Genomic DNA, 12788 nt, shown 5'->3' on the forward strand with positions numbered 1-12788 from the left:
ATAAGTTAGTGGGGAGGCATCGCCTCCCCTTATTTCTATGACGACATTATTTATATCTGATCTTCACCTCGCCCCTTCCCGTCCGGACATTACCGAATGCTTCGAGACTTTTATGCGAACAGAAGCCATCGAGGCTGAAGCCCTGTACGTACTTGGTGACTTATTCGAATTCTGGGTTGGCGATGATGATAACACCCCTTTTGCAGACCAAATCCGTGCGGAATTTAAAACACTAACGGATATGGGCGTCCCTGTTTATTTTATCCAAGGCAACCGAGACTTCTTATTGGGCAAACGCTTTTGTAAGGAAACGGGCATCACATTACTCGACGACGTGTGCACGATTGATCTTTACGGCCAAAAAGCCGTCATTTTGCACGGCGACACCCTTTGCATTGACGACATCAAATACCAAGAGTTTCGCAAGACGGTTCACAAACCTTGGTTACAATGGCTTTTTAATCGTATTCCATGGTTTGTTAAAAAAAGAATTGTCTCTAAAGTTCAATCGGATATTCGCGATGACAAAAAGACTAAGTCTCTCGATATCATGGATGTGAACCAAGGTGAAGTTGAACACGTGCTGTCTCAGAATTGCGTCAACCTGATGATTCATGGACACACTCATCGCCCAAATACACATTTTTTCGAGCTAAATGGTGTTAAAACCACTCGCATTGTCTTAGGTGATTGGTATACCCAAGGCTCAGTTTTACAAGTAAATTCTGGTGGTTTTGACCTTCAAACACGGCCGTTTCACACAGAAATGAAGTAAAGCCTGCCAAGCATGTAAAAGATTGACGCTCAAAGCATAGAAATTTTGCAGAAAATCGCTATCATCGTAATACTAAGTTAAACAGAACATAATACCGCATTGAAGTATTCATACGTAGCTCGCCAACCGATTCTGGATAGAGAAAAACGTACCATTGGGTACGAGCTTCTCTTTCGTGACGGTCCGAAAAATACCTTCCCAGAAGTAGAACCTGAGCTGGCTACTAGTCGACTTCTATCTGATCATTTCCTATCAACGCACTACAGCACGCTGGGCGATAAACTTGGCTTTGTTAACTTTCCCTACCAAAGCTTAGTTAACCTTGTACCAACTTTATTCCCAAATGAATCCTTAGTGGTTGAAGTTCTCGAAGACTGTGAACCGACGGATGAGTTGTTGAATGCCATTAAACACCTTCATGCTTCTGGCTATCGCGTAGCGTTAGATGACTTTGTTCCAACCAAAGCTTGGAAACGCTTCTTACCTTACGTCGCTATCATCAAATTCGACATTCGCTTAGTGCCGATAGACAAGGCCGCCATTTATATTCAAGCCCTGTCTCATTTTGATATTGATTTCTTGGCCGAGAAAGTTGAAACCTATGAAGAATTCGAACAAGCGATGGACGCGGGTTTTAACTATTTTCAAGGGTACTTTTTTAGCAAACCAGAAATGATTCAGAAGAAACGCCTCAATCCAGCGTTTCTAACGGTGATTCAGTTGTGTAAAGAAATTGCCGACAAGCCGATTAACTTTAACGAAGTCGAGCGTTTATTCTCTATCGACGTCACGCTGTCGTACAAGCTTCTGACTTATGTCAATTCTGGCTACACGCTCACCACTAAGATCAAATCTTTCCGTCAAGCATTGGTTTATCTAGGCGAAGAACGTTTAAGACGCTTTATTTCTCTTGTTGCAATTGCTTCGGTACATGAAGACAAGCCTGACTCTCTATACTCATTAGCGATTCAACGCGCACGTATGTGTGAGATTTTGTTGAGCCAAATGAAAACCAAATATGACCCAGGTCAGGCATTTCTTACTGGGATGTTTTCACTGTTAGGCTCTCTCCTCGACCAACCTCTTGAAGATGTCATCAGTGATATACCTGTCGATGAAGAAATTAAACATGCCTTAACTGGGCACAAAGGTGTTTTGGGTTACCTTCTCTCAATGATCATCGCTTACGAGAAAGCAGATTGGGAAATGACAGAGAAATACTGTACCGCCCTAAAACTCACTGAGCCACAATTAGCCAAAGCGTTTAGCCAATCCACGGCTTGGGCTCAAGAACTGCTGTCTCAAACGCCCTAAACGGCTATAATGCCCCAAAGAATACCTGCAACCTCACTTATGTGAGGTTGTTTGTTTTTACCGCTTAATTAATCGAGATTTCATTTTATGGCTTCTTCTTGTCCTTGCGGCTCTAACCGCACCTACCAACAGTGTTGTGAAATTGCCCACAATAACCATGCTGACGTCACCACTCCGGAGCAGTTAATGCGCTCTCGTTACAGTGCGCATGTGTTAGGTCTAGTGGATTACGTGGTGAACACTTACCACCCAAGCTGTAATGCAGAAGAGCAACGTGAAGGCATTGCCCAATCCATCGACAGCGATTGGTGCAAGCTTGAGGTAGTAAAAGCCGAAGCGAGTAGCAACGAGAATGAAGGTTTTGTTGAATTCAACGCTTACTTTGACGAAAACGGCAAACGCTACTGCATGACCGAGCGGTCTCGTTTCGTGAAAGAAGATGGGCTTTGGTACTACATTGACGGCACATTTCCAGAAGACGAGAAAGAGCCTGAACAAGATCCTCGCTTAAGCCAACCGGTAAGCAGCCTAAAGGTCGGTCGTAACGATCCGTGTATCTGTGGAAGCGGTAAGAAATTTAAGAAGTGTTGTGGGTAATCGCACCCACGCCTAGCTTATTAAGCCTGCTTTAATGAGATTCCTGATCTCGCCTAGGCTCGTCGGAATGACGTAAAGTGTTCTTCGATTTGAAATAAGTAACGCGGTCTCAAGTACCATTACAAAGTATATCGTCATTCTCAACAACGAAGAACAAGCGTGATTCAGAATCTAATCACCTTAAGCTCTGCTGTCAGGTTTCCCCACCGAATCAACAATATTACATTAAAAAAGCCCCTAGACTCTTGGGTCATAGGGGCTTTCATTTAGCTATCGCAGCTTATTTATGACGCTCTTTCAGTTTATTCACTACGTCATTCATCGATAGACCTTGGTCTTGAAGCAATACCATTAAGTGGTAAATCAAGTCTGCCGATTCACACACTAACTCCGCCTTATCGCCCGACGTCGCCGCAAGCGCGACTTCAACGCCTTCTTCGCCCACTTTTTGCGAAATACGCTTGGTGCCACGGGCATAAAGACTGGCAGTATAAGAGGAATCTGGGTCGGCACTCTTGCGGGCAGCCAATAGCTGCTCAAGTTGATGAAGCCACACCATTTGTGACTCCTCTTGAGGGTCCACATCCCAGCAAGTTGTGTTACCCAAGTGACACGTAGGACCAATAGGATTCACTTTCACCAGTAGCGTATCGTTGTCACAATCGAGCTGAATGTTCACCAATTGCAATACGTTGCCAGAGGTTTCACCTTTCGTCCAAAGACGTTGCTTGGTACGAGAGAAAAACGTCACTTGACCCGTTTCGCCCGTTCTTGCCAACGCATCTTGGTTCATGTAACCCATCATCAGCACTTGGCTTGATTGGAAATCTTGTACGATGGCAGGTACCAGACCATCCACCTTTTCCCAGTTGATTCGCTCAGCTAGCGAACTTACTTCGGCGGCTTTCACACTCATAGTCGTACCTCAATGCCTTGTTGTTTCAAATACTGCTTTAGTTCACCAATATTGATGACTTGCTTATGGAATACCGATGCGGCAAGCGCGCCATCCACATTTGCTTTTTGGTAGGCTTCTGCGAAGTGCTCCATGGCACCTGCACCACCCGATGCAATCAATGGCACGTTACACACTTCACGCACCATATTAAGTTGTTCAATATCGTAGCCGTTACGCACGCCGTCTTGGTTCATCATGTTCAATACGATTTCACCAGCGCCACGCTTTTGTACTTCTTGCACCCAGTCACGTGTTTCCCATTGAGTTGCTTTGGTGCGTTCTTCATCACCAGTAAACTGGTAAACCTGATACTTACCCGTCTCTTTGTCGTAGTATGAATCGATGCCAACAACGATACATTGAACGCCAAATTTATCAGCTAGGTCAGTAATCAGCTGCGGATTTGCCAATGCAGGTGAGTTGATAGACACCTTGTCTGCACCAAACTCAAGAATGCGCGCTGCATCTTCCGCTGATTTAATACCACCAGCCACACAGAAAGGAATATCAATCACTTCAGCAACGCGAGCGACCCAACTTTTATCTACGACACGACCATCACTTGAAGCGGTAATATCGTAGAACACAAGCTCGTCAGCGCCCTCTTCAGCATAACGCTGTGCCAGAGGAACGATGTCGCCAATGATTTCGTGATTACGGAACTGAACGCCCTTTACCACTTGTCCATCACGAACATCAAGACATGGAATTATTCGCTTTGCCAACATGCAAACGCCTCCTCTGCTGTGAACTTACCATCTAACAACGCACGACCAACAATAACGCCAGCCACACCGCTGCCTTTTAGCGCTTCGATATCCGCTAATGAGCCAATGCCACCTGAAGATTGAAACTGCACTTGTGGGTACTGTTTGCATAGGTCAACGTAAAGCTCTACGTTTGAGCCTTCTAGCGTACCGTCACGAGAAATGTCCGTACAAAGCACGTGCTGCAAACCTACCGTTAGGTAATCGTTGATCAGAGCTTCGATGGTCACCCCTGAATCTTCTTGCCAACCAGAAATCGCTACTTTACGTGTGCCGTCTTGGTCGATGTTGATGTCTAGCGCGAGAACGATTTTCTCTGCGCCATACTTTTCCATCCAGCCTTTCACAAGCTCTGGCTGTTTTACTGCTGTTGAGCCAACGACAACACGCTGCGCACCGGCTTCTAACAGATCAATCACGTCTTGCTCTGTACGCACACCACCACCGATTTGGATGTTCGCTGGTGTGCTTGCTAGTAGCTTTGCAATCAAATCAAGTTGGCGTGCTGTCGTGTCTTTCGCGCCAGTTAAATCCACCAAGTGCAGCCAGTTAGCACCCGCTTGGTGGTACAAGTTGAACTGCTCTGCTGGGTCGACTTTGTACTCGGTTACTTGGCCGTAATCACCTTGATAAAGGCGAACCACCTGTCCTTCAATTAAATCAAGAGCTGGAATAATCACACTAAATCCCTTTTATAATTCTAAGAAGTTTTGAATAAGCTTCGCGCCCGCTTTTGAAGAACGCTCAGGGTGGAATTGTACGCCGTAGTAGTTACCGCTTTGTACTGCTGCTGTGAACGGGTTACCGTATTTACATTGAGCAATCGTGTAATCTCCAACAGGCATTGCAAAGCTGTGCACGAAGTAGAAATACTCTCCTTCTTCAATACCTTTGAAAAGTGGATTACCTGCTTTTGCAGACACTGTATTCCAACCCATATGCGGCAGTGGCAAATCGCCAGTTTGTAGTAGCTTCACTTCGCCATCACAAAGTCCAAGACACTCAACCAACTCATCGGCTTTCTGCCCTTTCTCTTGAGACACTTTGCCCAACAGTTGCATGCCTAAACAGATACCTAACAGCGGCTTTTCTACCTGTTTTACCAAGCTGATCAGATCGCGCTCTTCTAGGTTTTTCATCGCTTCGCTAGCGGTTCCCACGCCCGGTAGGAATAGCTTATCTGCCGACAATACAACTTGCGGATCTTTTGAAATTGTTACGTCATAGCCTAGGCGTTCAATAGCAAACCTCACCGAAGAGACGTTGGCACAGCCAGTATCGATAATGACAACTTTCTGTTCTGTCACTGTTTTTCTCCTTGCTAAGGTTAGCCTTAAAGCACGCCTTTACTACTTGGTAGCTCAGTACCTTCTACTTTGATTGCTTGGCGCAAAGTACGACCAAACGCTTTAAACAAGCTTTCAATGATGTGGTGATCATTGTTGCCCGCAGAAGACAGGTGCAGCGTACACGCTAATGTGTCAGTCAGAGAGCGGAAGAAGTGAACCACCATCTCTGTTGAAAGATCACCTACTTGCTCACGGCTAAACTGCGCGTCGAACTTGAGGTAAGGACGACCAGATAGGTCTAGTGCACATTGTGCTAAACACTCATCCATTGGAAGACTAAAGCCAAAGCGACCAATACCACGTTTGTCACCCAGTGCTTCTTTCAACGCTTGACCCAACGCAAGAGCGGTATCTTCTACTGTGTGGTGATCATCAATGTGCAGGTCACCTTCCACCTTGCACACCATTTGAAATCCACCGTGTGTCGCGATTTGATCCAGCATGTGGTCAAAGAAGCCAAGACCTGTAGAAATATCGTTACCGCCTTGCTCATCAAGATTAACGAATACTTTGATGTCTGTTTCTTTTGTGGTGCGAACCACTTCAGCAACGCGCGCCTTCACTGTGAGATCTTTGAGGATCTGTTTCCAACCCATGGTTTCTGGGTTGTATTGAATGCCACGAATTGCCATGTTTTCTGCAAGTTGAAGATCGGTTTGACGATCGCCAATCACAACGGAGTTTTGAAAATCAACTTTGCCACCTTGAAGGTACTCTTTGACCAAGCCTAATTTAGGCTTACGGCAAGAGCAGTTATCTTCATCGAAGTGAGGACAAATCAGCACGTCATCAAACTTCACACCCTGAGATTCAAAAATGTCCATCATCATGTTGTGTGGTGCATCAAAATCTTCTTGTGGGTAGCTGTCAGTACCCAAACCATCTTGGTTCGTTACCATCACTAGACGGTATCCAGCGTCCTGCAACGACAACAGGCTTGGGATAACAAATGGCTCTAGCTTTAGTTTGTCTAAACGGTCTACTTGAAAATCAATCGGCGGCTCAACAATTAAGGTGCCATCACGATCAATAAAAAGGATTTTTTGTTGTTTGCTCACTCGAGAACTTCCTTATTGCTATTCTTTTGGCGCTCCCGCTATTGAGCGAGAGCGATTAATTTTATCTCTACTTATGCGTAGTAGTTTCTAATAAATCCAAGCGTTTTTTCGCACTCGTCGCGGTTACCCACGCTGATACGCACACAGTCTTCGATTGGCGAGTTACGCAGGATAATCCCCGTATCCCAAGCTGCTTTGAAAACATCATCGCCATCTGGGAATTTCACCAATAGGTAGTTACCCCATCCTTCAAAAACTTCCAAACCCGGAATCATTGAAAGGCCAACTTGCAAGTAAGCACGGTTCGCGTTCAAATCGAGCACTTGGAACTTCGCTCGCGCTAAACCAGCTTCTGAAAGCGCCTGAGTCGCAATTTCTGCCACTGGAACCGGGACTGGGTACGGTGCGATAACTTTAAGAAGTACATTAATCAGCTCTTCGTTCGCAAGCGTAAATCCACAACGCAGACCTGCAAGCGCAAAAGCTTTCGACAGAGTGCGCAGAATTGCGAGATTCGGGTATTGCGCCAGTAAATCTACCGTTGATGCTTCCGGGCAAAAATCAATGTACGCTTCATCCATCACCACGATTGCACGGTCTTTTGTCATCTCAAGCAGAGAGACAATATCTTCACGCTTAACTAAGTTACCCGTTGGGTTGTTTGGTGAACATACGAAAACCAATTTGACGTTATCCAGATTGGCTTCGATGCCTGCAAGGTCTAGTTGCCAATCTGACGTTAGCGGCACGGTTTTACGCTCGACACCAATGGTTTCTGCGCTGATAGCGTACATACCGTAAGTCGGTGGACAGTATAAAATCGCATCTTCACTCGGCTCACAGAATGCACGAATCAGTAATTCAATACCTTCATCTGCACCACGAGAAGTCAGCGTTTGTTCTGGTTTTACACCCGCATAGGCTGCGTAAGCAGAAATCAGTTCTTTAGGCTGACATTCGCTGTAACGATTAAGGCGAGCGAAGTCTGTTTTGTATTCATTGTTAAATGGCGATTCGTTGGCGTTCAGCCATACGTCACCTGTACCACCAATTCGACGAGCCGACATATAAGGGGTAAGTTTTTGGACTTGTTTGCGCGCTAGCTTTTCCATCTCAATATCCTCTTACTTAGCTGCCAGTTTTTCTGTGCGGGTTAGTTTCTCAGTACGGATTGTTACTGCACGTTTGTGCGCATCCAGACCTTCTGCTTCCGCCATCGTTACCACTGTTGGCGCAAGGTTCTTTAGACCATCAGCAGACAGTTCTTGAACCGTCATGCGCTTGGAGAAATCAGCCAAACCTAAGCTTGAATACGTGCGTGTGTAGCCGTAAGTAGGAAGAACGTGGTTGGTGCCCGATGCGTAATCACCTGCTGATTCAGGCGACCAATCACCTAGGAAGATAGAACCTGCGTTATCTAATAGAGGTAGAAGCTCACGAGGGTTCTTAGTCTGAACAATTAAGTGCTCAGGACCGTAGTAATTTGAAATCGAAATAGATTGAGTGAGAGACTCAGCAATAATAATCAAGCTTGACGCCAATGCTTGCTCGGCGATCTCCGCACGAGATAACTCTTTAAGCTGACGTTGAACCGCATCCGTCACTTGATCCGCAATAACAGGAGAAGGAGTCACAAGTACCACTTGAGAGTCAGGACCGTGCTCTGCTTGGCTCAAAAGATCCGCAGCGATAAAGTCTGCATCTGCGGTTTCATCGGCAATCACAAGCACTTCAGATGGGCCTGCAGGCATATCAATCGCAGCACCGCGGAAATCATTGCTAACCTGACGTTTTGCTTCCGTCACATAAGCGTTACCTGGACCAAAGATCTTATCAACTTTAGATACAGTCTCTGTGCCATAAGCCATTGCAGCGACGGCTTGGCCACCACCAACGTTGTACACTTCATCAATGCCGCACAGTTTAGCTACGTACAGAATCTCGTCAGCGATTGGCGGTGGAGAGCAAAGCACCACTTTACGACAACCTGCAATTTTTGCAGGAACACCGAGCATTAGAACAGTCGAAGGCAATGGCGCACTACCGCCAGGAATGTACAAACCCACTTTTTGAATTGGGCGCGTTACCTGCTCACAAAGGACACCCGGCTGAGTTTCTACTTTAATTGGTTGTGGCTTTTGTGCTTTATGAAACTTCGAGATGTTTGCATAAGCTTGCTCAAGCGCGCCTTTCATCTTTTCAGAAAGGCGAGCAGACGCCTCATCGATTTCTTGAGCTGATACACGAATGGATTCCGGCTTCACACGGTCAAACTTCTCAGTCAGCTCCAATAATGCAGCATCACCCTCTTTACGAACTTTTGCGATTACTTCAGAAACCGCAGCAGTGATGTTTGCGCCTTCTGCGATTGCCGGACGTTCTAGAATCGAGTCTTGTTGAGTTTCACTCAGCGATTGCCATACAACTGTTCTCATTGCGATTACTCCATCATTTTTTCAATTGGTAGTACCAGAATTGAGCTCGCACCCAGTTCCTTTAGCTGTTCCATGGTTTCCCAGAACAGGTTTTCAGTACTTACCAAATGAACCGCAACTTTTTGCTTGTCAGCAGATAGAGGCAATACCGTTGGGTCTTCTGCACCCGGTAATAGAGACTTAATTTGCTCAAGCTTCTCAGCAGGTGCATGTAGCATGATGTATTTTGATTCTTTTGCTTGCTGCACGCCTTGCATACGAGTCAATAGCTTATCGATAAGCGCAACTTTATCGGCGTCAAACTCACCTTTGCGTTGAATTAACGTTGCCTTCGACTTAAAGATAACTTCGGCTTCTTTTAGACCATTGGCTTCTAGCGTAGCGCCAGTAGAAACCAAGTCAGCGATAGCATCTGCTAGACCAGCTCGAGGCGCAACTTCTACAGAGCCAGTCAGCATACAAGTTGAGAACGGTACACCCGCTTCATCCATGTAAGCTTTTAGCAGTTGCGGGTACGTGGTTGCGATGCGTTTGCCTGCTAGATCTTGAGGACCGTTATATTCTTCGTCTTTGTCGATTGCGATAGACAAACGGCAGCCGCCAAAATCAAGACGACGAAGCTGAACAAAATCGTAAGGTTCGCCCAAAGCTTTACGGTCTAAACGAACTTCTTCTAATTCATTCTCACCAATAAAACCTAGGTCAACAACACCATCCATAATTAAACCTGGGATGTCATCATCGCGAACTAATAACAAATCAATGGGCATATTTTCAGAATGAACGACCAGACGCTCACCCATTACATTGAATTTCACACCACACTTTTTCAATAGAGCTTGGCTCTCTTTACTTAGGCGGCCTTTTTTCTGAATTGCGATTCTTAAGCGTTGTGTTTGCATTGCTTTATCCCTGTGCCAGATTCGATAATCTAAATATTTTATAAACCAGTAAAACTAAAAAACCCTCGAGAGATTTTGGTCTCCCGAGGGTTTGAAATCTGTTTACACTTTGATTTTCACCTCCGGGAGTATCCTGTCTCCCGGGTATGCGCGCATCTCCCGAAAGACTAAATTGGGTGATGATGGTGATGAATGTTCATTACAAAATTGCGCATACTTATTTCAAGGCTCGTCTTAGTTGCTTTGTTAGTAACCACACTAACCAAGCTGATTCTTTTTTTCAACCCTTAATTTTAAAAAAAATCGAATTGTATAATACAAATAAAAAAGGAGGCCGAAGCCCCCTTTTATTTTATTTTAATTATCAAGCAATTAAGCGTTCTGACATGATGCCATTTTTGACTTAGAAAGCCATGACAAAATTGCGCAAACGATAACAAAAGTAATCGACGCAGCAATGAAAGAGAATACGATAGACGCAGTCATACCAAGAGCGATAAAGCCCACGCATGAAACAAGCGCGACTGATAATGCATAAGGCAACTGAGTCGATACGTGATCAATGTGATTACAACGGGCACCTGTCGACGACAGAATGGTCGTATCAGAGATTGGTGAACAGTGGTCACCGAATACCGCACCTGCCAGTACTGCACTCAACATTGGCAGCATAAGCGCTACGTCTGTTGCACCTGCCATGTCGCCCGCGATAGGGAGCATGATACCAAACGTGCCCCACGACGTACCTGTCGAGAACGCCATTAGGCCAGATAGCAAGAATAGGATGACTGGTAGCCAATGCGGATTAATATTGCCCTGAGCCATAGTCGATAGGTAAGAACCTGTCTTCATGTCACCGATAACAGAGCCGATAGTCCAAGCAAACACAAGGATAAGGATCGCACCAAACATTGACTTCGCACCAATCCAAAGTGTGCGGCCAATTTCCGCCATTGGGATGCCTTGCTTAAGTACAGTAAATAGTGCAACCGCAAGGCCCAGCAAGCTACCGTAAACTAAAGAAGTACCTACATCAGTGTTCTCGAACGCACCAAGGAGCGCAAACTCTTTACCGTCAGCGGCTAGGGCCTGCCCACCGGTGTAAAGCATAGAAGCGATCGTCGCAATGATAAGCGTAACGATAGGGAGAACTAGGTCAGAAACTTTACCCTTCTCGCTTTCACGAATATCTAGCTCTTCGTTTAGTTCATGTGCTTCTTGCGTGTCGTTTTCTTTGTCTTTTTCAAAACCACGGCCCTGAGAGGCTGCAATTTCGTGCTCACGCATTTTACCGATATCAAGACCGAACCACGCTACTGCAAATACCATAAGTAGAGCAAATACAGCATAGAAGTTCATTGGAATAAGACGAACATACGCACCGAGTGCTGAGTATTCAGTGATGCCGTGTGACACCAAGATACCGCCGATGATCGTAATGATGTAAGCACCCCAGCTTGAAGCAGGCATAATCACACACATAGGAGCTGCGGTGGAGTCTAGAATGTACGCCAGTTTAGCGCGAGACACATAGAAACGGTCTGTTACTGGACGAGAAATCGCACCAACAGCAAGACTGTTAAAGTAATCGTCGACAAAAATGAACACGCCTAAGAAGGCAGCAAGAAGTTTAGAGCCACGTTTACTTTTAACTCGTGTTTGCGCCCATTCAGCGAAAGCGCGAGTACCACCAGATAGCGTCAATAGCGCCGTTGTCATACCTAAAAGAATTAGGAAACCGACAATACTCATGTTCCAAGTGTTAAGACCGCCGTCTTCAATAAAGACAGAAGAAACTTGAGAACTCACATAACCTATCGTGTTACCGATAGACCAATCATTAAGCAGAATCGCACCAAGTACGATACCTACACCAAGAGAAACTAATACGCGTCGAGTTAAAATCGCCAGTGTCAAAGCGACAATCGGCGGTAGTAACGAAACAGGAGAATGTGCAAAATCTATTAAATTCATGATCTTCAAAAACCAAAGTTTGGCTAGAGATCTACTGCAGACAAGTCACGTAGCATACGGTACGTGCTCATGTTGAACTTAGCGACAGGGAAGCGAACACTCCACCCAACCCTACAGTAGCGCTCCATAGTTTAATGTAAATATACTATGGCAGTGTTGTTCCTTTCAGAGACAACCCCAGCAAGTGGTTTTGATAGGCCACTTACTTCGGCAATCTTCGCCTTCCACTATTATTCATTGGCATCACCCCAATAATAGCTACTCTTCGAGACTGCACCTCTACGGCAACAACAAATAATTAACCATTAATTGTACAAATTAACAACAAATTATCTGCAATATTGCATCAGGTGACAGCCATTGTACTCATGAAGACCTCCAATGCAACACATCAAACTAAATTAAATGAATAAATAATCGCAATTTTGATTTATAAATAGAATGTGAGCCACCTATAGATTGAGCAACTGCAATCACGACAATGCTGTCTTTTATGAAACTTTATTACTACCATCAATTCTTCATGTTTTGTGTTCTAACAATAAATGAAAGAAATATGACATTCGGTTTTCCCTCTTTTCCTACTTTTCTGTCAGATTGAGAGAAATAGAATTCAACATATAAATAAAGAAACCACTAATCGAGAAAAACGCAGTATC

The 12788-nt window shown here is 45.1% G+C and carries 12 protein-coding genes, 1 riboswitch and 1 other annotated feature; of the genes, 3 read left to right on the top strand and 9 right to left on the bottom strand.

Annotation, left to right across the window (positions count from 1 at the left end; all coding sequences use genetic code 11):
- Positions 1 to 37: 37 nt before the first annotated feature.
- From lpxH to ATB76_RS06545, 3 genes are all read left to right on the top strand, one after another.
- A complete protein-coding gene (gene lpxH, locus ATB76_RS06535; protein ID WP_038867132.1) occupies positions 38 to 775 on the top strand; it encodes a UDP-2,3-diacylglucosamine diphosphatase in 738 nt (245 codons plus the stop codon).
- Positions 776 to 874: 99 nt separating this feature from the next.
- Positions 875 to 2089: an EAL domain-containing protein gene (locus ATB76_RS06540; RefSeq protein WP_038867130.1), complete on the top strand. Its 1215-nt coding sequence runs from the start codon at positions 875 to 877 to the stop codon at positions 2087 to 2089.
- A gap of 87 nt (positions 2090 to 2176) precedes the next feature.
- Entirely contained in the window at positions 2177 to 2686 is a 510-nt protein-coding gene (locus ATB76_RS06545) for a YchJ family protein (protein WP_038867128.1), read from the top strand.
- Between the two features lie 280 nt (positions 2687 to 2966).
- Here ATB76_RS06545 and hisIE read toward each other — a convergent pair whose 3' ends face one another.
- The 9 genes from hisIE to tet(35) all read right to left on the bottom strand — a co-directional run bounded on the left by hisIE (position 2967) and on the right by tet(35) (position 12129).
- A complete protein-coding gene (gene hisIE, locus ATB76_RS06550) occupies positions 2967 to 3602 on the bottom strand; it encodes a bifunctional phosphoribosyl-AMP cyclohydrolase/phosphoribosyl-ATP diphosphatase HisIE (RefSeq protein WP_038867126.1) in 636 nt (211 codons plus the stop codon).
- Entirely contained in the window at positions 3599 to 4372 is a 774-nt protein-coding gene (hisF, locus tag ATB76_RS06555; RefSeq protein ID WP_004749837.1) for an imidazole glycerol phosphate synthase subunit HisF, read from the bottom strand. The genes hisIE and hisF overlap by 4 nt, the downstream gene beginning before the upstream one ends.
- Positions 4354 to 5091 (bottom strand): 1-(5-phosphoribosyl)-5-[(5-phosphoribosylamino)methylideneamino]imidazole-4-carboxamide isomerase, encoded by a 738-nt coding sequence (hisA, locus tag ATB76_RS06560; RefSeq protein WP_005390889.1) that lies wholly within the window; start codon positions 5089 to 5091, stop codon positions 4354 to 4356. The genes hisF and hisA overlap by 19 nt, the downstream gene beginning before the upstream one ends.
- A 12-nt stretch (positions 5092 to 5103) precedes the next feature.
- Positions 5104 to 5718 (bottom strand): imidazole glycerol phosphate synthase subunit HisH, encoded by a 615-nt coding sequence (hisH, locus tag ATB76_RS06565; protein ID WP_042601847.1) that lies wholly within the window; start codon positions 5716 to 5718, stop codon positions 5104 to 5106.
- A 26-nt stretch (positions 5719 to 5744) separates the two neighbouring features.
- Complete coding sequence (gene hisB / locus ATB76_RS06570; RefSeq protein WP_038867120.1) at positions 5745 to 6818, bottom strand: bifunctional histidinol-phosphatase/imidazoleglycerol-phosphate dehydratase HisB; 1074 nt, start codon at positions 6816 to 6818, stop codon at positions 5745 to 5747.
- A 71-nt stretch (positions 6819 to 6889) separates the two neighbouring features.
- The gene (gene hisC, locus ATB76_RS06575) at positions 6890 to 7930 is read right to left on the bottom strand and encodes a histidinol-phosphate transaminase (RefSeq protein ID WP_061034908.1); all 1041 of its coding nucleotides are present in this window, start codon (positions 7928 to 7930) and stop codon (positions 6890 to 6892) included.
- A 12-nt stretch (positions 7931 to 7942) separates the two neighbouring features.
- A complete protein-coding gene (gene hisD / locus ATB76_RS06580; RefSeq protein ID WP_038881450.1) occupies positions 7943 to 9253 on the bottom strand; it encodes a histidinol dehydrogenase in 1311 nt (436 codons plus the stop codon).
- A 5-nt stretch (positions 9254 to 9258) separates the two neighbouring features.
- Positions 9259 to 10155 carry an ATP phosphoribosyltransferase gene (gene hisG, locus ATB76_RS06585; RefSeq protein ID WP_038867112.1) on the bottom strand — a complete coding sequence of 299 codons (897 nt, stop codon included), beginning with the start codon at positions 10153 to 10155 and terminating at the stop codon, positions 9259 to 9261.
- A 53-nt stretch (positions 10156 to 10208) separates the two neighbouring features.
- Positions 10209 to 10347 (bottom strand) — a sequence feature (His leader region).
- Positions 10348 to 10527: 180 nt separating this feature from the next.
- Positions 10528 to 12129: a tetracycline efflux Na+/H+ antiporter family transporter Tet(35) gene (gene tet(35) / locus ATB76_RS06590; protein ID WP_038881452.1), complete on the bottom strand. Its 1602-nt coding sequence runs from the start codon at positions 12127 to 12129 to the stop codon at positions 10528 to 10530.
- Between the two features lie 109 nt (positions 12130 to 12238).
- Positions 12239 to 12419: riboswitch (Lysine riboswitch) on the bottom strand.
- Positions 12420 to 12788 lie beyond the last annotated feature (369 nt).

The organism is Vibrio sp. MOR3 (assembly GCF_001557775.1).
Lineage (GTDB): Bacteria > Pseudomonadota > Gammaproteobacteria > Enterobacterales > Vibrionaceae > Vibrio > Vibrio jasicida.

What these genes read in the sequence shown, in the direction of transcription:
- lpxH (WP_038867132.1), top strand. Translation starts at nt 38, where the DNA reads ATGACGACATTATTTATATCTGATCTTCACCTCGCCCCTTCCCGTCCG.
- ATB76_RS06545 (WP_038867128.1), top strand. Translation starts at nt 2,177, where the DNA reads ATGGCTTCTTCTTGTCCTTGCGGCTCTAACCGCACCTACCAACAGTGT.
- hisIE (WP_038867126.1), bottom strand. Translation starts at nt 3,602, where the DNA reads ATGAGTGTGAAAGCCGCCGAAGTAAGTTCGCTAGCTGAGCGAATCAAC.
- hisF (WP_004749837.1), bottom strand. Translation starts at nt 4,372, where the DNA reads ATGTTGGCAAAGCGAATAATTCCATGTCTTGATGTTCGTGATGGACAA.
- hisC (WP_061034908.1), bottom strand. Translation starts at nt 7,930, where the DNA reads ATGGAAAAGCTAGCGCGCAAACAAGTCCAAAAACTTACCCCTTATATG.
- hisD (WP_038881450.1), bottom strand. Translation starts at nt 9,253, where the DNA reads ATGAGAACAGTTGTATGGCAATCGCTGAGTGAAACTCAACAAGACTCG.
- hisG (WP_038867112.1), bottom strand. Translation starts at nt 10,155, where the DNA reads ATGCAAACACAACGCTTAAGAATCGCAATTCAGAAAAAAGGCCGCCTA.